Origin of the sequence: Pseudomonas sp. UBA6315 (assembly GCF_002438125.1) — a bacterium.
In the GTDB taxonomy this organism is placed as follows: Bacteria; Pseudomonadota; Gammaproteobacteria; order Pseudomonadales; family Pseudomonadaceae; genus Aquipseudomonas; species Aquipseudomonas faucium.
On the sequence record NZ_DJTF01000105.1, the window covers coordinates 1 to 21,116 of the forward strand.

Sequence of the window (21,116 nt, forward strand, 5' to 3'; positions counted from 1 at the left end):
CGAGCGTGCTCGGCGGATATGTGCTCTCCCACGGCAAGATCGCGGCGCTGATCCAGCCGTTCGAAGTGCTGATCATCGGCGGTGCGGCCTTTGGCGCTTTCATGCAGGCCAACCCGGGTTACATGACCATGCATGTAATCAAGAAGTCGATGAAGATGTTCGGCTCGCGCTTCACCCACACCTTCTACCTGGAAGTGCTGGGCCTTATCTACGAGATCCTCAATAAAAGCCGTCGCGAAGGCATGATGGCCATCGAGGGCGACATCGAGGGCGCCGCGGCCAGCCCGATCTTCGCCAAGTACCCTGCGGTGCTGGGCGATGAGCGCATGACCGCGTTCATCTGCGACTACCTGCGCATCATGTCCACCGGCAACATGGCGCCCCATGAGCTCGAAGGCCTGTTCGACATGGAGCTGCTGAGCATGAAGGAAGAGCTCGAGCACCCGTCGCACGCGGTCTCCGGCATTGCCGACGGCATGCCGGGCTTCGGTATCGTCGCGGCGGTACTGGGTATCGTGGTGACCATGGCGTCGCTGGGTGAGGGCGACCAGAAGTCCATCGGCCTGCACGTGGGTGCGGCGCTGGTGGGTACCTTCTTCGGTATTCTGGCGGCCTACGGCTTCTTCGGCCCGCTGGCCAAGTGCCTGGAGCACGATGCCAAGGAAGAGCTCAACCTCTATGAGTCGATCAAGGCGTCGCTGGTGGCCTCGGCCTCCGGCATGCCGCCTTCGCTGGCCGTGGAGTTCGGGCGCAAGGTGCTGTACCCCAAGCATCGCCCAAGCTTCGCCGAGCTGGAACAAGCGGTTCGCGGTCGCTGATCCATGGAAAACAATCAGCCGATAATCATCAAGCGCGTCAAGCGCTATGGTGGCGGGCACCACGGGGGTGCCTGGAAGATCGCCTTCGCCGACTTCGCCACGGCGATGATGGCGTTCTTCCTGGTGCTGTGGCTGCTGTCCACCGCCACGCCGGAACAGAAGATCGCCATCGCCGGCTACTTCAAGGACCCGATCGGCTTCTCCGAGAGTGGTACGCCCTACGTCATCGACCTGGGCGGATCGCCCCAGCTGGCGCCGGAAAAGACCATCAACCCGGAAGAAAAGTCCGAGCCTACGCCTGACACCAGCATCCAGCTGGACAAGGACCAGGTCGAGACCATGGCCGAGCAGGTGGAGCGCGAGCGCCTGGAGCTGTTGCTGCAGGAGTTGCAGAACAAGGTCGAAGAGAACCCGCAGCTGCAGAAATTCAAGGACCAGATCCTGTTCGAAATCACCCAGGACGGCCTGCGCATCCAGATCATGGATGCCGAGAACCGGCCGATGTTCGACATTGGCAGCGCGCGCCTGCAGCCGTACTTCGAAGACATCCTGCTGGCCATGGCCGACACCATCAAGGCGGTGCCGAACAAGATCAGCATCAGTGGCCATACCGATGCCAAGCCTTATTCGGGCAGCGGCGAGTTCGGCAACTGGGAGCTGTCGGCCAACCGTGCCAATGCCGCGCGCCGTGCGTTGGTGGCCGGTGGCTACCCGGATGACCAGGTGGCGCGCGTGGTGGGCTACGCCTCGTCGTCGCTGTTCGACCGCAAGGACCCGTTCAACCCGGTCAACCGCCGTATCGACATCATCGTCCTGACCAAGAAAGCCCAGCGCAACATCGAGGGCGAGCAGGGCACGCCAGAGGCGACGCCGCCGGCCCAGGCGCCGGCACCTGCGGGTGCTGCACCGGGCGCTTCGGCGGCGCCGGGTGCCGATGACGCGCCGATGCAGCCGCGTGAGCTGCGCCAGAAGCTGAACATCTTCGAGGATGGCACCTTGAAGATGGATGAGGCGAAGGACCAGTAAGGCCTGAGGGGCCGCTTTGCAGCCCCTGCCGGCGTTCAAAACCCCCGCCGGATCTTGGCCTTGAGGTCGGCATGGAAGTAGTCCGCATTGTCCCGGTCCGCCCAGCTGCCGCCAGGCGTTGGCAAGGTCAAGGCGCGGGCGAAGGTGCGCTCGTCGTGGTAGGCCCTGACGAACAGGTCGATGTGCGTGCGCTCGCGCATCACCGGCCACTTGCAAAGGTGGGCCGGCAACGTATCGCCGGTGGGTTGAAAGAAGCTCACCCGGCGCCCGGCCATTACCGCGGCCCCGAGCAGCCAGGCGGTCCACCACTCTTCGCTGAACGCTTCTGGCAGCAGGCCGATCCAGTGGGTCGCATCACTCATGTGCTGGCAGAAGCTGCCATACAGGTCTTCGCTGGTCTGCCCGTCGAAGTCGAACAGGACCAGCTGTGCGGGGATGCCTTCGAGCAGCAGGCGCTCGTTGAGAATGAAGGCGTCAAGCCGCTCTTCGTGGCGGTAGCTGATGAACACCGGCATCGCGGTTGCCCTCCCTGATAGAAGCCATGACCATCAGGGAAAGCAGCGGTGGGAGCAATAGATGACGCTAAATCCGGAATCGTCCTACTTTCTGCGGTAAGAAATCCTACAGATCAGTAGGCGTCTTCCGGCAGGCTGGCAATGATCGAGCGGTAGCTGTTCATCCGTTGCGGCTTGATGCGGCCGTCTTCCAGCGCCTTGAGCAGCGCACAACCGGGCTCGCGGTCATGTTTGCAGTCGCGGAAACGGCAGGTGCCGAACAGGTCGCGGAATTCGATGAAGCCATCTTCCACATCGCTGCGGCTGACGTGGCCGAGGCCGAATTCGCGAATGCCCGGCGAGTCGATCAGGTCGCCGCCATTGGGGAAGTGATACAGGCGCGCGGTCGTGGTGGTGTGGGTGCCCTGGCCGGACCATTCGGAAAGGTCGCCCACGCGGGTGCCGGCATCCGGCAGCAGGCTGTTGACCAGCGATGACTTGCCCACGCCCGACTGGCCGACGAACACGCTGATGTGCCCGTCCAGCATCTGCTGCAGGCGTTGCATGCCATCGCCCTGATGCGCCGACACTTCCAGCAGCGGGTAGCCCAGCTCGCGGTAGACCTCGAGCAATGCGTGCAGGCCGGGGCCGTTGTGCTCGTCGATCAGGTCGGCTTTGTTCAGCAGCAGCAGCGGGCGGATACCGGCGTGCTCGGCGGCCACCAGGTAGCGGTCGATCAGGTTTGGGTGCGGCTCGGGGGCCGGGGCGAAGACGATCACGATCAAGTCGACGTTGGCCGCCACCGGCTTGAGCTGGCCGTGGTTGTTCGGCCGGCACAGCTCGGTGCTGCGCGGCATCTGCGCGACGATCACGCCAATGCCCTGGTTGCCCGCACGCCATACCACGCGGTCGCCGGTGACCAGCGCTGGCAGGTTGGCCCGCAGGTGGCAACGGAACACCTGGCCGGCGACTTCGCCGTCCTGGGCCTCGACCTCGACCTGTACACCGAAGTGGGCGATCACCAGGCCGAGTTGTTCAGGCCCAAGGTCACCCCCCTCCAGCTCCTGCAGCGCATGCTGTTCGCGTTTGGCGGCGCGTGCGGCGCGTTCGTTCTGGATTTTTTCGATGCGCCAGTTCTGGCGGCGATTGAGCTGGCGTTTGGCCATGAAGGTTCCGTGGAGGGGCGAATGAAATCGGCGGGCAGTTTAGCACGCCAGGCGCCGGACCATGGCCCCTGGCGTTGCAGTGCGCATGCGCAGGCCATGCCCGCTAGGCTAATATGAGCGCCTATACGAGGAGCCCTGCATGCAGAACCCACAGAACCTGATCTGGATCGACCTGGAAATGACCGGCCTCGATCCGGACAACGACGTCATCATCGAGATGGCCACCATCGTCACCGACAGCGAGCTGAACACCCTGGCCGAAGGCCCGGTGATCGCCATCCACCACAGCGACGAAGTGCTGGCGCGCATGGACGAGTGGAACACCCGCACCCACGGCGCTTCGGGCCTGACCCAGCGCGTGCGCGAAAGCCAGGTCAGCATGGCCGAGGCCGAGGCGCAGACCATCGCCTTCCTCGAGCAGTGGGTGCCCAAGGGCAAGTCGCCGATCTGCGGCAACAGCATCTGCCAGGACCGCCGCTTCCTCTACCGCCACATGCGCGGCCTGGAAAACTACTTCCACTACCGCAACCTCGATGTCTCCACCGTCAAGGAGCTGGCTGCACGCTGGGCGCCGGAGGTGCGTGACAGCTTCAAGAAGGGCAGCACCCACCTGGCGCTGGACGATATCCGCGAGTCGATCGCCGAGCTGCGCCACTATCGCCAGCACTTCATCAAGGTGTGAGCCGAAGGGGCGCAGATAATCTATCGGCGCCCTCTTTTGGTGCCTTGGGCAACTGGTTAGACTGCGCGCCTTTCTCGCACGGACCCGCACCATGTTGCTGATGCTCTACCTCATCGCCATCACCGCCGAAGCCATGACCGGCGCCTTGTCTGCCGGCCGTCGCGGCATGGATTGGTTCGGCGTGGTGCTGATTGCCTGCGTCACCGCCCTGGGTGGCGGCTCGGTGCGCGACGTGCTGCTCGGGCACTATCCACTGACCTGGGTGAAGCACCCGGAATACCTGGTGTTGACCAGCCTTGCCGCGCTGCTGACGATTTTCATCGCGCCGATGATGCGCCGCTTGCGCTCGCTGTTCCTGGTGCTCGATGCCCTGGGGTTGGTGGCCTTTACCCTGATTGGTTGCATGACTGCGCTGGAAATGGGGCAGGGCATGCTGGTGGCGTCGATCAGCGGGGTGATTACCGGGGTGTTTGGCGGGATCCTGCGGGATATCTTCTGCAACGACATTCCCTTGGTGTTCCGCCGTGAGCTGTATGCCAGCGTGTCGTTCGCGGCGGCGTGGTTCTACCTGGGGTGCGTGTACTTCAAGCTGCCGGCCGAGCAGGCCATGCTGCTGACCTTGTTCGGCGGCTTCCTGGTGCGCTTGCTGGCCATTCGTTTTCATTGGGAAATGCCCAAGTTCCACTACAACGACCAGCAGTGAGGCAGTGCCGCCGTGGGCCCGATCGCCGGCAAGCCGGCTCCCACGGGTAGGGCAGCGCCGCTGTCACTGTGGGAGCCGGCTTGCCGGCGATTGGGGCGCGCAGCGGCCCCTAGCGGTGCTCATGCTGCGCCAGCGCCCACTGCACATGCTCGCGCACTAGCTCCGACGGGTCGTCCTGGCGAGCCTTCAACGCCTCCAGCACCGGTATCGTCGAAGGCGCATTGCCCAGCCCCACCGCCAGGTTGCGCAGCCACCGCTCGTACCCCGCACGCCGCAGCGGCCCGCCTTCGGTCTTGCGCAGGAAGGTGCGTTCATCCCACAGGAACATCTCGGCCAGCTCGGCGTTTTCCAGGCCGTGCCGAGGCTGGAAGTCGTTCTCCTGGGTAGGCCGGGCAAAGCGGTTCCACGGGCAGACGATCTGACAATCGTCGCAGCCGAACACCCGATTGCCCATCATCGCGCGCAACTCAACGGGAATCGCGCCCTTCAGCTCGATGGTCAGGTACGAGATGCAGCGCCGCGCATCCAGCACATAAGGCCCGACGAAGGCCTTGGTCGGGCAGATATCCAGGCAGGCCTCGCAGCGCCCGCAGTGTTCACTGGCATGCGCCTCGTCCACCGGCAGCGGGAGGTCGACGAACAGTTCGGCGAGGAAGAAGTAGCTGCCGGCCTTGCGGTTGAGCAGCAGGGTGTTCTTGCCGATCCAACCCAGCCCGGCCTGTTCGGCCAGGGCCTTTTCCAGCACCGGGGCGCTGTCGACGAAGGCGCGGTAGCCGAACGGGCCGATCGCTTCCTGGATGCGGTCGGCCAGGTGCTGCACGCGCTTGCGCACCAGCTTGTGGTAGTCGCGGCCCAGGGCATAGCGCGACACATAGGCCTTTTCCGGCTGTGCCAGGCGTTGCGCCATCTGCGTGTCGCCGGGCAGGTAGTCCATGCGCAGTGACACCACGCGCACGGTGCCGGGGATCAACTGCTCGGGGTGGGCGCGCTTGCTGCCGTGGGCGCCGAGGTATTCCATCTCGCCCTGGTAGCCGGCGTCGAGCCAGCGCTGCAGGTGATGTTCGTGCTCGCCAAGGTCCACCCCGGCGATGCCGACGTGGGCAAAACCGAGTTCTCGGCCCCAATTCTTGATCGATTGGGCCAGTGCGGCGAGGTCAGGTGCGGAAGCGGACATGGATGGGCAAGGCAATACGGGCTCAGGTGCGTATAATTCTGCCAGACATTGGAGCCTTTGACCCCATGCCGCAGACCAAACACCCCGGCCACGCCCCGCAACTGCTCACTGGCTTGACGGTCGCGCGCCTGCCTGCACGGCATGCGCAGGCCCAGAAAGGCGACTTCGGCCACCTGCTGGTGGTCGGTGGCGACCTCGGCACCGGTGGCGCCGTGCTGCTCAGTGCCGAGGCGGCGCTGCGCTGCGGCGCTGGCCTGGTCAGCGTGGCGACCCGCCCCGAACACGTGGCCGCAAGCCTTGCGCGCCTACCGGAAGTCATGTGCCTGGGGCTGAGTTCGGCCAACCAGCTCATGGCCCCGCTCGAGCGTGCCTCGGTGCTGGTGGTGGGCCCTGGCCTGGGACAGGCGGCCTGGGGCCGCAGCCTGCTGTCGGCGGTGGCCAATGCCGAGCGGCCGCAGGTGTGGGACGCCGATGCCCTGAACCTGCTGGCGCGCACGCCGCTGGCCCTGCCCAGCGCCAGCATCCTTACCCCGCACCCGGGGGAGGCGGCGCGGCTGCTGGGCATTTCCACCGAGGCGGTGCAGGCCGACCGTGCTGGAGCCGCGCGCAAGCTGGCGCGGCGCTATGCCAGTGTGTGCGTGCTCAAGGGGGCCGGTACCCTGGTCGCCGACCCTGCGGGCAAGCTGGCGCTGTGCGAGCGCGGCCACCCGGCGATGGCCGGCGCGGGGTTGGGCGATGTGTTGACCGGGGTACTGGGTGCGCTGCTGGCCCAGGGGCTGGCTACCTGGGATGCCGCGTGCCTCGGGGTGTGGCTGCACGCCTGTGCGGGCGAGCGCCTGGGGAGCAAAGGTAGAGGCCTGGCGGCCAGTGATCTGGCGCCGGTCATTCGTGAGTTGTTGGAGGAGCATTCTGCGTGTCTGGCATAACCCTGTTTCTGGCCGATGAAGCGGCCACGGTCGCCTTTGGCGGCAAACTTGCCGAGGTGACCGGCGGTCACGGCGTGATTTTTCTCGAAGGTGACCTGGGCGCTGGCAAGACCACCCTGTCCCGTGGCCTGATCCGTGGCCTGGGCCATACTGGAGCGGTGAAAAGTCCGACATTTACTGTGGTAGAACCCTACGAGATCGGCGACGTGCGTGCCTACCACTTCGACCTGTATCGCCTGGTCGATCCGGAAGAGCTGGAGTTCATGGGCATTCGCGACTACTTCGAAGGCGACCCGCTGTGCCTGTTCGAGTGGCCACAAAAGGGTGCGGGCGTTTTGCCAAAGCCTGACCTGACCATTACCATAAGCCCCCAAGCGGGCGGACGCTCGCTGAACCTTTCGCCGCAGGGGGCTCGCGGCGAGGCCTGGTGCGCTGCACTGGCCGAACACAATAAACAGTAAGTGGGGTAGGTATGCGCATACGCGCACTGGTCGCTGTGGTTGGGCTGCTGCTGACAGCAGTGACCGTTGACGCTCTGGCCGTCACACAAGTCAAGAGCATGCGCCTGTGGCGCGCGCCGGACAACACACGGCTGGTCTTCGACCTGTCCGGCCCGGTGCAGCATAGCGTCTTCACCCTGAGCGCGCCCGATCGCCTGGTGATCGACATCAATGGCGCGACCCTGGCCGCGCCGCTGAACGTGTCCACTTCGAACACGCCGATCAGCAGCGTGCGCTCTGCCCAGCGCACGCCCACCGACCTGCGCGTGGTGGTCGACCTGAAAAAATCGGTCACCCCGAAGAGCTTCACCCTGGCGCCAAACGCCCAGTACGGCAACCGCCTGGTGGTAGACCTGTACGACCAGGAATCCGACGCCATCGCGGCCACCGCGCCGCCGCCAGCGCCGACCCCGACGCCTACCCCGGCGACCACGCCTGCCGTGCCGGTCAGCCCCGCGCAGCCTGCGATCAAGCTGCCGCCGGTACCCGCCGGCAAGCGCGACATCGTGGTCGCCATCGACGCCGGCCACGGCGGCGAGGACCCGGGTGCCTCCGGCTCGCGCGGCCAGCATGAAAAAGACATCGTGCTGCAGATCGCCAAGGAGCTGCAGCGCCAGATCAACACCGAGAAGGGCTACCGCGCCGAGCTGACCCGCACCGGTGACTACTTCATCCCGCTGCGCAAGCGCACCGAGATCGCCCGCAAGAAGGGCGCCGACCTGTTCATTTCGATCCACGCCGACGCTGCGCCGTCGCGGGCCGCGTTCGGTGCTTCGGTGTTCGCCCTGTCCGACCGGGGTGCCACCTCCGAGACCGCGCGCTGGCTGGCCGACACGGAAAACCGCTCCGACCTGATCGGCGGTGCCGGCAACGTCAGCCTCGACGACAAGGACCGCATGCTGGCCGGTGTGCTGCTCGACCTGTCGATGACCGCCACCCTCAGCTCCAGCCTGAATGTCGGGCAGAAGGTGCTCGGCAACATGGGTAGGGTCACTTCGCTGCACAAGCAGCGTGTGGAACAGGCGGGCTTCATGGTGCTGAAATCGCCGGATATCCCGTCGATCCTCGTTGAAACCGGGTTCATCTCGAACAACAACGAAGCCGCCAAGCTGGCCACCGCGAGCCACCAGCAGGCCCTGGCGCGTTCGATCCATACCGGTGTGCGCCAGTACTTCCAGCAAAACCCGCCGCCTGGCACCTACGTGGCCTGGCTGCGCGACAGCGGCAAGATTGCCCAGGGGCCGCGTGACCATACCGTGCGCCCTGGCGAGACGCTGGCGATGATTGCCGTGCGCTACCAGGTCAGCGTGCCGAGCCTGCGCAGCAGCAACAGCCTGAAGACCGATGAACTGAAAGTCGGCCAGCACCTCAGCATCCCCGCCACCACACTGGCCTCGCAGCAATGAGTGGCGGTTCGCGCATCCAGCTGCTCAGCCCGCGGCTGGCCAACCAGATTGCCGCAGGTGAGGTGGTCGAGCGCCCGGCCTCGGTGGCCAAGGAGCTGCTGGAAAACAGCCTCGACTCCGGTGCTCGGCGCATCGATGTCGAGGTCGAGCAGGGCGGCGTCAAGCTGCTGCGGGTGCGCGACGACGGCGGCGGTATCTCCGCCGACGACCTGCCGCTGGCCCTGGCCCGTCACGCCACCAGCAAGATTCGCGAGCTGGAAGACCTCGAAGGCGTGCTGAGCCTCGGTTTTCGCGGTGAGGCCCTGGCATCGATCAGCTCGGTGGCGCGCCTGACCCTGACTTCGCGCACTGCCAACGCCAGCGAAGCCTGGCAGGTGGAAACCGAAGGGCGCGACATGACGCCGCGGGTGCAGCCTGCCGCGCACCCGGTCGGCACCTCGGTGGAAGTGCGTGACCTGTTCTTCAATACCCCGGCCCGGCGCAAGTTCCTCAAGGCCGAGAAGACCGAGTTCGATCACCTGCAGGAAGTCATCCGGCGCCTGGCCCTGGCCCGTTTCGACGTCGGCTTCCACCTGCGCCACAACGGCAAGAGCATTCTCAGCCTGCACGAAGCGCACGACGAAACCGCCCGTGCGCGCAGGGTCGGTGCCATCTGCGGGCCAGGCTTCATGGAGCAGGCGCTGCCCATCGACGTCGAGCGCAACGGCCTGCGCCTGTGGGGTTGGGTCGGCCTGCCGACGTTCTCGCGCAGCCAGGCGGACTTGCAGTACTTCTTCGTCAATGGCCGCGCGGTACGCGACAAGCTGGTCGCCCATGCCGTGCGCCAGGCCTATCGCGACGTGCTGTTCAATGGCCGTCACCCGACCTTCGTGCTGTTCCTCGAACTCGAGCCCAATGGCGTCGACGTCAACGTGCACCCGACCAAGCACGAAGTGCGTTTCCGCGAGGGGCGCTCGGTGCATGACTTCCTCTACGGCACCCTGCACCGTGCGTTGGCCGACGTTCGCCCGGAAGACCAGCTGGCAGCGCCTGCTGCTGGGGCTGAAATCGCTCGCCCGAGTGGCCAGCAGGCGGGTGAGTTCGGCCCGCAGGGCGAAATGCGCCTGGCCTCGCCGGTGCTCGAACAGCCCCAGGCTCCCCAGTTTGCGGTTTCCAATGGTGGCAGTGGCGCGGGCTACCAGTACCAGTACACCCCGCGCCCATCTCAACCGCTGCCAGCGGCCGAGTCGCAGGCGGTCTATCGCGAGTTCTACAAGCCGTTGAGCGACGGCGCCGTGGCGCCTGCCGCGCTGCCCGAGAGCCAGGGCGATATCCCGCCGCTGGGCTATGCCCTGGCCCAGCTCAAGGGCATCTACATCCTGGCCGAGAATGCCGTCGGGCTGGTGTTGGTGGACATGCACGCCGCCCACGAGCGCATCATGTACGAGCGGCTCAAGGTGGCGATGGCCAGCGAGGGCCTGAGCGGCCAGCCGTTGCTGGTGCCGGAGACGCTGGCGCTGAGCCAGCGCGAAGCCGACTGCGCCGAAGAGCATGGCCAGTGGTTCCAACGCCTGGGCTTCGAGCTACAGCGTTTGGGCCCGGAAACCCTGGCGATCCGCCAGATCCCGGCCTTGCTCAAGCAAGCCGAGGCCAACCGCCTGGTGCAGGATGTGCTCGCCGACCTGATGGAATACGGCACCAGCGACCGCATCCAGGCGCACCTCAACGAACTGCTCGGCACCATGGCCTGCCACGGCGCCGTGCGCGCCAACCGGCGCCTGGCCATCCCCGAGATGAACGCCTTGCTGCGCGACATGGAAAATACCGAGCGCAGCGGCCAGTGCAACCACGGCCGCCCGACCTGGACCCAGATGGGCCTGGACGACCTGGACAAACTTTTCCTGCGCGGTCGATGAAATGAGCGGCAAGCCCCCAGCAATATTCCTCATGGGCCCGACGGCGGCCGGCAAGACCGACCTGGCCATCGAACTGACCAAGGTGCTGCCTTGCGAGCTGATCAGCGTCGACTCGGCGCTGGTCTATCGCGGCATGGACATCGGTTCGGCCAAGCCCTCCAAGGAGATCCTGGCCGCCCATCCGCACCGCCTGATCGACATTCGCGACCCGGCCGAAAGCTATTCGGCCGCACAGTTTCGCGCCGATGCCCTCGAGGCAATGGCCGAAATCACCGCACGCGGCAAGATCCCGCTGCTGGTGGGCGGCACCATGCTCTATTACAAGGCCCTGGTCGACGGCCTGGCGGACATGCCTGCGGCCGATGCCGCGGTGCGCGCCGAGCTGGAGGCCCAGGCGCAGGCGCTGGGCCTGGCCGAACTGCACCGGCAGCTGGCCGAAGTGGACCCCCAATCGGCCGCGCGCATTCACCCCAACGACCCGCAACGCTTGATCCGGGCGCTGGAAGTGTACCGGGTGAGCGGCGAGAGCATGACGGCCCATCGGCAACGTCAATTCGCGGAAAGTCGCGGCGCAGACGCAGGCGCTGACTCGCATTTGCCCTATACTGTCGCGAGTTTGGCGATTGCTCCTACAGATCGTCACATTTTGCATCAGCGAATTGCGCTACGATTTTCGCAGATGCTGGAACAGGGCTTCATCGACGAGGTCCGATCGCTGCGAGCCAGAAGTGACTTGCACGCGGCGCTGCCGTCTATACGGGCAGTGGGGTATCGGCAGGTCTGGGACTACCTCGACGGCAAGCTGACTGAGAATGAGATGCGAGAACGCGGTATCATTGCTACCCGGCAGTTGGCCAAGCGGCAGTTCACCTGGTTGCGTAGCTGGCCCGACGTACACTGGCTCGACAGCCTGGCCTGCGACAATCTGTCCCGCACCTTGAAATACCTTGGGGCCGTCTCCATATTGAGATGAGTCCCTGCTGATTGCCGTCTATTCTTGCGAAGGGACGGCCAACTTATCGATTTCTTTGACTTTCTATTATTGATCCTTACAGGAGTGCGGCATATGTCAAAAGGGCATTCGCTACAAGACCCTTACTTGAATACCTTGAGAAAAGAAAAGGTTGCGGTTTCCATCTATCTGGTCAACGGCATCAAACTGCAGGGCCAGATCGAGTCGTTCGACCAGTTCGTCGTTCTGCTGAAGAACACTGTCAGCCAGATGGTTTACAAGCACGCCATTTCGACCGTAGTTCCCGTGCGTGCGATTCGCCTGCCTAGCCCGTCCGATTCCGAACACGGTGAAAGCGAGCCAGGCAACGCCTGATAGGAGCCTGCATTGTTCTTTGAGCGCCACGGTGGTGGTGAGCGAGCGCTGCTCGTTCACTTGGAAGGTCAGAACCCTGAGGCGCGCGAAGATCCGCAGGAGTTTCAGGAACTGGCATTGTCGGCCGGCGCCGACATCGTTTCGTTGGTCACGGTGGCCCGGCATCAGCCGACCGCCAAATACCTGATTGGCAGCGGCAAGGTCGAGGAATTTCGCGACCTGGTCAAAGCCGAACAGGTAGACCTGGTGATTTTCAATCACACCCTCACGCCCAGTCAGGAGCGCAACCTCGAACGTGTCTTCGAGTGTCGCGTGCTCGACCGCACCGGGCTGATCCTCGACATCTTCGCCCAACGGGCGCGTACCCATGAAGGCAAGCTGCAGGTCGAACTGGCCCAGCTTGAGCACATGAGCACGCGGCTGGTGCGTGGCTGGACCCACCTTGAGCGTCAGAAGGGTGGTATCGGCCTGCGCGGCCCGGGTGAAACCCAGCTTGAAACCGACCGTCGTTTGCTGCGGGTACGCCTGCGGCAGATCAAGGGGCGCCTGGAGAAGGTCCGCAGCCAGCGTGAGCAGGCTCGCCGTGGCCGCCGCCGTGCGGATATCCCGTCGGTTTCGCTGGTGGGCTACACCAACGCCGGCAAGTCGACGCTGTTCAACGCCTTGACCCAGTCCGAGGTGTACGCCGCCGACCAGTTGTTCGCCACCCTCGACCCGACATTGCGCCGTCTCGAGCTCAACGACCTCGGGCCGATCGTGCTGGCCGACACCGTGGGCTTCATTCGCCACCTGCCGCACAAGCTGGTCGAGGCTTTTCGGGCTACGCTCGAAGAGTCGAGCAACTCCGACCTGCTGCTGCACGTGATCGACGCCCATGAGCCAGAGCGCATGGAGCAGATCGAGCAGGTGCTGGCGGTATTGGGCGAGATCGGTGCCGAAGGCTTGCCGATCCTCGAGGTCTATAACAAACTCGACCTGCTCGAAGATGTCGAGCCGCAGATCCAGCGCAACGCCGACGGTAAGCCGGAGCGGGTCTGGGTCTCGGCACGAGATGGACGTGGCCTGGAGCTGGTGGGTCAGGCGATTGCCGAGTTGCTGGGGGATGATCTGTTTGTCGGTACCCTGTGTCTGGAGCAGCGTTTTGCCCGCTTGCGCGCGCAATTCTTTGCCCTGGGTGCCGTGCAGAGTGAGGAGCATGACGAAGAAGGGCGCAGCCTGCTGAGTGTGCGACTGCCCATGGTCGAGTTGAATCGCCTGGTCAGCCGTGAAGGCATGGAGCCGCAAGTGTTTGTCGAGCAACACACTTTGCAATAAATGCCCGGCGAGGTCGCCGGGCGGCAGTGGCAGGCATTCTGTAGCATTGGACGGCGCGCCGTGGGCGCGTCTTTGCTTTATCAGATGGAGAGCGCTATGGCTTGGAACGAGCCGGGTGGCAACTCGAACAATCAGGATCCCTGGGGCGGTCGCCGTGGTGGCGGCGGCGGTGGTGGCGATAAAAAAGGCCCGCCGGATCTGGACGAGGCCTTCCGCAAACTGCAGGACAGCCTGAACGGCATGTTCGGCGGTGGCAAGAAACGTGGCGGCGGTGACCGCAATGTCGGCAAGGGCGGCGGCTACGGCCTGCTGGGCATCGGCCTGGCGGTACTGGCTGCGATCTGGCTGTACAGCGCCGTGTACGTGGTCGACGAGCAGGAGCAGGCCGTCGTGCTGCGCTTCGGCAAGTACTATGAGACGGTCGGTCCCGGCCTGAACATCTACTTCCCGCCAATCGATCGCAAGTACATGGAAAACGTCACGCGCGAGCGTGCCTACACCAAGCAGGGCCAGATGCTCACCGAAGACGAGAACATCGTCGAAGTGCCGCTGACCGTCCAGTACAAGATCAGCAACCTGCAGGACTTCGTGCTCAACGTCGACCAGCCCGAGGTGAGCTTGCAGCATGCCACCGACAGCGCCCTGCGCCACGTGGTGGGTTCCACTTCGATGGACCAGGTGCTGACCGAAGGCCGTGAGCAGATGGCCGTGGATATCCGCGAACGCCTGCAGCGCTTCCTCGACAACTACCGTACCGGTATCACCGTTACCCAGGTCAACGTACAGAGCGCGGCAGCCCCGCGTGAAGTGCAGGAAGCCTTCGACGACGTGATCCGTGCCCGTGAAGACGAGCAGCGTGCCCGCAACCAGGCCGAGTCCTACGCCAACGGCGTGGTGCCGGAAGCCCGTGGTCAGGCCCAGCGCATCATCGAGGACGCCAACGGTTACCGCGACGAAGTCATCGCCCGCGCCAAGGGTGAGGCGGACCGCTTCACCAAGCTGGTCGCCGAGTACCGCAAGGCACCTGACGTGACCCGCCAGCGCCTGTACCTGGAGACCATGCAAGAGGTCTACAGCAATACCAGCAAGGTCATGGTGGCCACCAAGGACGGGCAGAACAACCTGCTCTACCTGCCACTGGACAAGATGGTCGAAGGCAGCCGCAACACGTCCGCGCCGGTTACCAGCGCAACCCCGTCGGCCAACGACGCGGCAGCGCGTGCAGCGCAGGACCTGCAACAGCAACAGCAACAGCTGCGTACTAGGGAGAGCCGCTGATGAGCAATAAATCGCTGATCGCCCTGATCGCCGCTGTGGTTCTGGCCGTGGTGGCCTGGAACAGCTTCTACATCGTGTCGCAGACCGAACGCGCGGTACTGCTGCAGTTCGGCCGTGTGGTCCAGGCGGATGTCCAGCCGGGCCTGCACGTGAAGGTTCCGTATGTGAACCAGGTGCGCAAGTTCGACGCCCGTCTGATGACCCTCGACGCCCCGACCCAGCGGTTCCTGACCCTGGAGAAGAAAGCGGTGATGGTCGACGCCTACGCCAAGTGGCGCGTCAAGGATGCCGAGCGTTTCTACACCGCCACCTCCGGCATGAAGCAGATCGCCGACGAGCGTCTGTCGCGTCGTCTGGAAAGTGGCCTGCGTGACCAGTTCGGTAAACGCACCCTGCACGAAGTGGTATCCGGTGAACGTGACGCGCTGATGGCTGACATCACCGCCTCGCTGAACCGCATGGCCAACAAGGAGCTGGGTATCGAGGTGGTCGACGTGCGCGTCAAGGCCATCGACCTGCCGAAGGAAGTCAACCGCAGCGTGTTCGACCGCATGAGCACCGAGCGTGAGCGTGAAGCTCGCGAGCACCGTGCCAAGGGTAACGAGCTGGCCGAAGGTATCCGTGCCGATGCCGACCGTCAGCGCCGTGTACTGCTGGCCGAAGCCTATCGCGAAGCTGAAGAGACCCGTGGTGATGGCGACGCCCAGTCGGCCGCCATCTATGCCAAGGCCTACACCCAGGACGCCGATTTCTATGCGTTCTACCGTAGCCTGCAGGCATACCGCGAAAGCTTCTCCAGCAAGAGCGACGTGCTGGTCCTGGATCCGAAGAACGAGTTCTTCCGCTTCCTCGACAAGAGCAAACCCTGATGCATTGAGGGGCGCATACCCCGCCTGGCAGCTAAAACACCAGGCGGGGTGCATCCTGAATGAAAAGGGGTGTATGATGCGGCAGCCGGGAAATTTCCCGGCTTTTTTGCGTCTGCAAGGTTGATTGGCAAACGGCCAGTTGACGGTTTGGTCAGGTCGCAAGGCAATTCGAGGGTATTGGGTACGGTGGTGGCGCTGGGATCAGTGCTGCCTGCTGCTGTGCGCCAATGCCTGCTTTACTGACGGCTCGCCTGCAGGCAAGCCGCCCGGACCAGAGGGGAAATGGCGTAATGGCAACGGTAGACCGCTGGCTGCTGCCAGATGGCATCGAGGAAGTACTGCCACCTGAGGCTGCGCGCATCGAGATCGCGCGCCGCCAGGTGTTGGACCTGTTCCAGAGTTGGGGCTACGAACTGGTCGTCACCCCGCATATCGAGTACCTGGAGTCGCTGCTCACCGGCGCCGGCCAGGACCTGGACCAGCGCACCTTCAAGGTGGTCGACCCACAGTCCGGCCGCCTGATGGGCTTCCGCGCCGACTTCACCCCGCAGGTGGCGCGTATCGACGCCCACACCCTGCGCCGTGAAGGCCCGAGCCGCCTGTGCTATGCCGGCAGCGTGCTGCACGCCGAGCCGCGTGCCCTGTCCACCTCGCGCAGCCCGATCCAGCTGGGTGCCGAGCTGTACGGCGACGCCAGCCCCACCAGCGATGTCGAGGTCATCAGCCTGATGCTCGCCACGCTGCAACTGACCGACGTCGCGGACGTGCACATGGACCTCGGCCATGTCGGCATCTACCGCGGCCTGGCGCGCGCCGCCGGCCTGTCGGGTGCTGTCGAGCAGCAGCTGTTCGACGCCCTGCAGCGCAAGTCGGTGGATGAAGTGCAGGCGCTGACGGCCGATTTGCCGAAGGACCTGGGCAACATGCTGCGCGCCCTGGTCGAGCTGTGCGGTGGCCGTGAAGTGCTGGCCGAAGCCCGCGTGCGCCTGGGCCGTGCCCCGGCCAGCGTGCTGGCGGCACTGGACGATTTGCTGGCGATCGCCGATCGCCTGGCTTCGCGTTACCCCGAGCTGCCGCTGTACTTCGACCTCGGCGAGCTGCGCGGCTACAACTACCACACCGGCGTGGTGTTTGCGGTGTTCGTGCCGGGCGAGGGTCAATCGATCGCCCAGGGCGGCCGTTATGACGACATCGGGGCCGATTTCGGCCGGGCGCGCCCGGCCACCGGTTTCTCCACGGATTTGAAGACCCTGGTCACACTGGGGCGAGCGGAGGTCGTATTGCCAACTGGCGGCATCTGGATGCCCGACAGTGGTGACGCGGCCCTCTGGCAGCAGGTCTGCCAGTTGCGCAACGAGGGCCAGCGTGTGGTCCAGGCCCTGCCTGGCCAGCCGTTGAGTGCTGCTCTCGAGGCGGATTGTGATCGTCAATTGATTCAGCAAGACGGGCGCTGGCAGGTACTGCCGCTGACCCAATGAGTTTCTGCGCCGGCAGTTGGCCGGCAACCAAGTTTGCGTGAATGAGGACAAGTGTTATGGGTAAGAATGTCGTCGTCCTGGGCACCCAGTGGGGTGATGAGGGCAAAGGCAAGATCGTCGATCTGCTGACCGAACATGCTGCCGCCGTAGTGCGCTACCAGGGTGGCCACAACGCGGGCCACACCCTGGTGATCAACGGTGAAAAAACCGTTCTGCACCTGATTCCGTCCGGCATCCTGCGTGAAGGCGTTCAGTGCCTGATCGGCAACGGCGTGGTCGTTGCCCCGGATGCCCTGATGCGTGAAATCACCAAGCTGGAAGAGAAGGGCGTGCCGGTGCGCGAGCGCCTGCGCATCAGCCCGGCTGCGCCGCTGATCCTGTCGTACCACGTGGCCCTGGACCAGGCCCGCGAGAAAGCCCGTGGCGAAGCCAAGATCGGCACCACCGGCCGTGGTATCGGCCCAGCCTACGAAGACAAGGTCGCTCGCCGCGGCCTGCGCGTTGGCGACCTGTTCCACCGCGAGCGTTTCGCCGCCAAGCTGGGTGAGCTGCTGGATTACCACAACTTCCAGCTGGTGAACTACTACAAAGAGCCGGCCATCGACTTCCAGCAGACCCTGGACGAGTGCATGGCCTACGCCGAACAGCTCAAGCCGATGATGCTCGACGTCACCGCCGAGCTGCACAACCTGCGCCGCGCCGGCAAGGACATCATGTTCGAAGGCGCCCAGGGCTCTCTGCTGGACATCGACCACGGTACCTACCCGTACGTCACCAGCTCCAACACCACTGCCGGCGGCATCTCCACCGGTTCCGGCGTTGGCCCGATGTACCTGGACTACATCCTGGGCATCACCAAGGCGTACACCACTCGCGTAGGTTCCGGCCCGTTCCCGACCGAACTGTTCGACGAGACCGGCGCTACCCTGGCCAAGCGTGGCCACGAGTTCGGTTCGACCACCGGCCGTGCCCGTCGTTGCGGCTGGTTCGATGCCGTGATCCTGCGTCGCGCCATCGACGTCAACAGCATCTCGGGCATCTGCCTGACCAAGCTGGACGTACTGGACGGCCTGGAAACCATCAACATCTGTGTTGGCTACAAGAACGAGAACGGCGCCGTCATCGACGCACCGTCCGACGCCGACAGCTACATCGGCCTGGAGCCGGTGTACGAAGAGATGCCAGGCTGGAGCGAGTCGACCCTGGGTGCCAAGACCCTGGAAGAGCTGCCAGAAGCTGCTCGCGCTTACATCAAGCGCATCGAGGAGCTGACCGGCGCGCCGATCGACATCATCTCCACCGGCCCGGATCGCAACGAGACCATCGTGCTGCGTCATCCGTTCGCCTGATCTGCCCACCAGGCTGATCTGACGCCGTGGCCCTGCAAGGGGCCGCGGCGTTTTCATTTCTGCTGCTGGACCTTGGCACTTATCCCTGCTGCTCCCGGCACAACCCTTGCTGTAAGAAGTTTCTGTAGATGCCATCAAAATAATGGCGCCAGAATGCACGAGGGTTTCACCGTGTCTGCCATCCTCTCATTGTTACGAAGCCGCCTGTTGCGGCCTGTGTTTGTTGCCTTGGGTATCGCCCTTTTGGTGCAGGTGCTGGTTGCCGTTGCGCTGACACGAAGCACCGTCACTGCCCTGGAGGCCGATCTTGGCGAGCGCCTGGGCAATGACAGCCGCAAGCTCGCCGGTGAGCTGGAGCAGGCGGGCCAGGACGTGCGCTCGGGCCTCGAAGGCCTTTCCAGCAGTACCCGCCAGCGCCTGAGTGCAGGCCTGTCCGAGCGTCTGCAGAACGAACAGCAGCAACTGCGCGCGACCCTGGAAAAGAACCTCAAGGATTCCGCCAACGACATGGCCGAATTGCTGGCCTCGGTCGCCCCACGCGCGATCTGGGACAACGACGTGCCGACGCTGTCCGACTTCGCCCGCCGCGCCCAGCGCAATCCCAACGTGCTGTTCGTGATCTACGACGACGCCCAGGGCCAGCACCTGACGCGCTACCTGAATCGGCAGAACCCGATCAACCAGGCCCTGATCGAGAAAGGGCAGGGAGAGCGGGCGCTGGACAAGGTGCTTGAAGCTGCCCGCCGCGACCCATCGGTGTACTTCGTCGAGGCGTCGATCAGCCCCAATGGCGCGGAAATCGGCAAGGTCCTAATGGGGGTTTCCACCGCCGCTGTGGACGAGGAACTCAAGGCCCTGGACCAGCGCTTCAGTGCCCTGATCGCCAGTGGCGAGCAACTGGTCGGCGACAGCCTTGGTGCGGCGGCGGCAGACAGCGGCAAAGCCCTGCGCGACCGGCTGGAAGCCGCGCAGGGCAGCGCCACGGCCATGCAGGCCAACACTGCGCAAACCGTGCGCGATGCGGCGGCGCAGTTGCGCTGGCGTATCGGCCTGGGCCTTGTGCTGGTCGGCCTGGGTGTACTGCTATTGGTTGCCCTGGTGCTGGGCCGCCGCGTGCTGAACAAGCTGCGCCTGCTGATCACTGCGCTGAACGACCTGGCCGCCGGCGAAGGCGACCTGACCAAGCGCGTGAACCTGGACAGCCGCGACGAGATCGGCGACATGGCCTCGGCAGTCAATCGTTTCGTCGACAAGCTGCAGCCGATCGTGCGCGAGGCCGGTGAGGTGGCCCAGCGCACTGGCGTCGAGATCGGTGCCATGGCCCAGCGCAACGCCGGTGCCGACGCCGCTGCGGCCTTGCAGCGCGATGAAGTGGCCGCCAGCCTGCGTGACCTCTCGAGCATGGCCGACGAAGCTCAGGCCGAGAGCCAGGCGATGCAGGCGGCGCTGCGCCAGGTGGTGGACATTCGCCAGGCCACCGATGAGAACAGCCGCACCTCGACGCAACTGGCCGGGCTGATCGAGAACCTTGCCGGGCAGGTCGAAACCGGCTCGCAGGTGATCGAGCGGCTGGCCAAGCAGAGCGAACAGATCGAAGTGGTGCTGACCGTGATCCACGGCATTGCCGAGCAGACCAACCTGCTGGCCCTCAACGCCGCCATCGAAGCTGCGCGTGCCGGCGAGACCGGGCGCGGATTTGCCGTGGTCGCCGATGAAGTTCGGGCATTGGCGAGCAAGACGCAAAGCTCCACCGGCGACATCCAGTCGCACATCGCTGCGTTGCAGAAGGGCGCCAAGGAGGCGGTGGCCACCATCAGCCAGGCCGGCCTCAAGGCCAGCGAAGGCCTGCTGGTGCTGCGCGACAACGAGCGCCGCCAGCAGTCGGTGCAGGCGGCGGTGGAGCAGGTGCATGCGGCCATCGGCCTGGCTACCCGCGCCGCGGAGCAACAGGCGAACGGGGCGCAAGCGGTGCGCGGGCGGGTGGAGAACATCCATGCCCAGGCCGAGCGCTCGGCCGAGGTGGTGATGCAGACTACGGCCAGCAGCAAGGTACTCGATGACCTGGCCGCGCAATTGCGCGCCAGCCTGGGCCAGTTCCGGGCCTGAGGCCGAGCAACACCTCTTGTGGGAGCCGGCTTGCCGGCGATGGGCCGCGCCGCGGCCCCTCCTGCTTTGCTAAGCTCCCGGGCGCCCCATGACAAAAGGACTTGTACATGCCCGCCCAACTCATCGCCGCCCCAGCCGACCTGGACTTCCTGCACAGCGACAGCGTGCCGCTGAACGCCCCGCTGACGGCCCTGCAAGCCTACTGCGCCATGACCTCGCACACCCCCGCCTGGCTAGCCGGCGCCTTCCGCCTGCGCGACTTCATCTCCCGCCGCTTCAACGTCGCCGACATTCAAGGCTTTACGCCCCGCAGCCCCGAGCATGTGCCAAAAGTGGGCGAGCGTCTGGATTTCTTCACGGTCGAGAGCATCAGCGATCAGCAACTGGTCCTGACCTCTCGTGATACGCACCTGGCGGTCATGGTTTGCATGGATCTGCCATCCGAGGGCGCCGGTGCGCCCCGCTTGAGCGTGACAACCTCGGTGCAGTGCTTCAATGCTTTCGGGCGCGCCTATATGGTGCCGGTGGGTCTTGCCCATGGCCCGATCGTTCGGCGCATGCTGCGCAATGTTCTCAAGGAAGGCTCAGGCCGCGCTGCGACCTGA

General features: G+C 64.9%; 20 protein-coding genes and 1 pseudogene. 18 read left to right on the forward strand and 3 right to left on the reverse strand.

All coding sequences use genetic code 11. From position 1 onward, the window contains the following. The coding region (motA, locus tag B3E94_RS13225; RefSeq protein WP_286913851.1) for a flagellar motor stator protein MotA at positions 1–818 on the forward strand (818 nt) is incomplete at its 5' end. A 3-nt stretch (positions 819–821) separates the two neighbouring features. Then, positions 822–1,844, forward strand: a complete 1,023-nt coding sequence (motB, locus tag B3E94_RS13230) for a flagellar motor protein MotB (protein ID WP_236237110.1) — start codon at positions 822–824, stop codon at positions 1,842–1,844. 35 nt (positions 1,845–1,879) lie between these two features. Here motB and B3E94_RS13235 read toward each other — a convergent pair whose 3' ends face one another. Both B3E94_RS13235 and rsgA read right to left on the reverse strand, forming a co-directional pair. Beyond that, complete coding sequence (locus B3E94_RS13235; protein WP_236237111.1) at positions 1,880–2,359, reverse strand: molecular chaperone Tir; 480 nt, start codon at positions 2,357–2,359, stop codon at positions 1,880–1,882. Between the two features lie 113 nt (positions 2,360–2,472). Beyond that, a complete protein-coding gene (rsgA, locus tag B3E94_RS13240) occupies positions 2,473–3,504 on the reverse strand; it encodes a small ribosomal subunit biogenesis GTPase RsgA (protein ID WP_286913852.1) in 1,032 nt (343 codons plus the stop codon). A 139-nt stretch (positions 3,505–3,643) separates the two neighbouring features. On the opposite strand from rsgA, the gene orn reads away from it, so the two are divergent. Beyond that, positions 3,644–4,186 carry an oligoribonuclease gene (gene orn, locus B3E94_RS13245; protein ID WP_176516091.1) on the forward strand — a complete coding sequence of 181 codons (543 nt, stop codon included), beginning with the start codon at positions 3,644–3,646 and terminating at the stop codon, positions 4,184–4,186. Between the two features lie 91 nt (positions 4,187–4,277). Further along, positions 4,278–4,889, forward strand: a complete 612-nt coding sequence (locus B3E94_RS13250; RefSeq protein ID WP_027920741.1) for a trimeric intracellular cation channel family protein — start codon at positions 4,278–4,280, stop codon at positions 4,887–4,889. 109 nt (positions 4,890–4,998) lie between these two features. Here B3E94_RS13250 and queG read toward each other — a convergent pair whose 3' ends face one another. Then, entirely contained in the window at positions 4,999–6,063 is a 1,065-nt protein-coding gene (gene queG / locus B3E94_RS13255) for a tRNA epoxyqueuosine(34) reductase QueG (protein WP_176516089.1), read from the reverse strand. A gap of 65 nt (positions 6,064–6,128) precedes the next feature. Between queG and B3E94_RS13260 the strand changes: the two genes are divergently transcribed. The 14 genes and pseudogenes from B3E94_RS13260 to B3E94_RS13320 all read left to right on the forward strand — a co-directional run bounded on the left by B3E94_RS13260 (position 6,129) and on the right by B3E94_RS13320 (position 21,116). Continuing rightward, on the forward strand, positions 6,129–6,989 hold the full coding sequence (locus tag B3E94_RS13260) for an NAD(P)H-hydrate dehydratase (RefSeq protein WP_286913854.1): 861 nt from the start codon (positions 6,129–6,131) through the stop codon (positions 6,987–6,989). Beyond that, a complete protein-coding gene (gene tsaE / locus B3E94_RS13265) occupies positions 6,977–7,450 on the forward strand; it encodes a tRNA (adenosine(37)-N6)-threonylcarbamoyltransferase complex ATPase subunit type 1 TsaE (RefSeq protein WP_236237115.1) in 474 nt (157 codons plus the stop codon). Before B3E94_RS13260 ends, tsaE begins: the two co-directional genes overlap by 13 nt. A gap of 11 nt (positions 7,451–7,461) precedes the next feature. Next, the gene (locus B3E94_RS13270; RefSeq protein ID WP_286913855.1) at positions 7,462–8,895 is read left to right on the forward strand and encodes an N-acetylmuramoyl-L-alanine amidase; all 1,434 of its coding nucleotides are present in this window, start codon (positions 7,462–7,464) and stop codon (positions 8,893–8,895) included. Next, a complete protein-coding gene (gene mutL / locus B3E94_RS13275; protein ID WP_286913856.1) occupies positions 8,892–10,790 on the forward strand; it encodes a DNA mismatch repair endonuclease MutL in 1,899 nt (632 codons plus the stop codon). Before B3E94_RS13270 ends, mutL begins: the two co-directional genes overlap by 4 nt. 1 nt (position 10,791) lies before the next feature. Beyond that, positions 10,792–11,763, forward strand: a complete 972-nt coding sequence (gene miaA / locus B3E94_RS13280; protein ID WP_286913857.1) for a tRNA (adenosine(37)-N6)-dimethylallyltransferase MiaA — start codon at positions 10,792–10,794, stop codon at positions 11,761–11,763. 93 nt (positions 11,764–11,856) lie between these two features. Beyond that, complete coding sequence (gene hfq / locus B3E94_RS13285; protein ID WP_176516075.1) at positions 11,857–12,117, forward strand: RNA chaperone Hfq; 261 nt, start codon at positions 11,857–11,859, stop codon at positions 12,115–12,117. A 12-nt stretch (positions 12,118–12,129) separates the two neighbouring features. Continuing rightward, a complete protein-coding gene (hflX, locus tag B3E94_RS13290; RefSeq protein ID WP_176516073.1) occupies positions 12,130–13,431 on the forward strand; it encodes a ribosome rescue GTPase HflX in 1,302 nt (433 codons plus the stop codon). 96 nt (positions 13,432–13,527) lie between these two features. Further along, on the forward strand, positions 13,528–14,709 hold the full coding sequence (gene hflK, locus B3E94_RS13295; protein ID WP_176516070.1) for an FtsH protease activity modulator HflK: 1,182 nt from the start codon (positions 13,528–13,530) through the stop codon (positions 14,707–14,709). Next, entirely contained in the window at positions 14,709–15,578 is an 870-nt protein-coding gene (gene hflC, locus B3E94_RS13300; protein WP_176516067.1) for a protease modulator HflC, read from the forward strand. Before hflK ends, hflC begins: the two co-directional genes overlap by 1 nt. Before the next feature lie 290 nt (positions 15,579–15,868). After that, entirely contained in the window at positions 15,869–17,056 is a 1,188-nt protein-coding gene (locus tag B3E94_RS13305) for an ATP phosphoribosyltransferase regulatory subunit (RefSeq protein WP_176516066.1), read from the forward strand. Positions 17,057–17,112: 56 nt separating this feature from the next. Then, a complete protein-coding gene (locus B3E94_RS13310) occupies positions 17,113–18,405 on the forward strand; it encodes an adenylosuccinate synthase (protein WP_008095424.1) in 1,293 nt (430 codons plus the stop codon). 987 nt (positions 18,406–19,392) lie between these two features. Further along, a pseudogene (locus tag B3E94_RS25595) lies at positions 19,393–19,605 on the forward strand (methyl-accepting chemotaxis protein); the annotation flags it as partial. A gap of 201 nt (positions 19,606–19,806) precedes the next feature. Further along, positions 19,807–20,511 (forward strand): methyl-accepting chemotaxis protein, encoded by a 705-nt coding sequence (locus B3E94_RS25600; RefSeq protein WP_373874204.1) that lies wholly within the window; start codon positions 19,807–19,809, stop codon positions 20,509–20,511. A gap of 107 nt (positions 20,512–20,618) precedes the next feature. Continuing rightward, the gene (locus B3E94_RS13320) at positions 20,619–21,116 is read left to right on the forward strand and encodes a DUF2867 domain-containing protein (RefSeq protein ID WP_286913858.1); all 498 of its coding nucleotides are present in this window, start codon (positions 20,619–20,621) and stop codon (positions 21,114–21,116) included.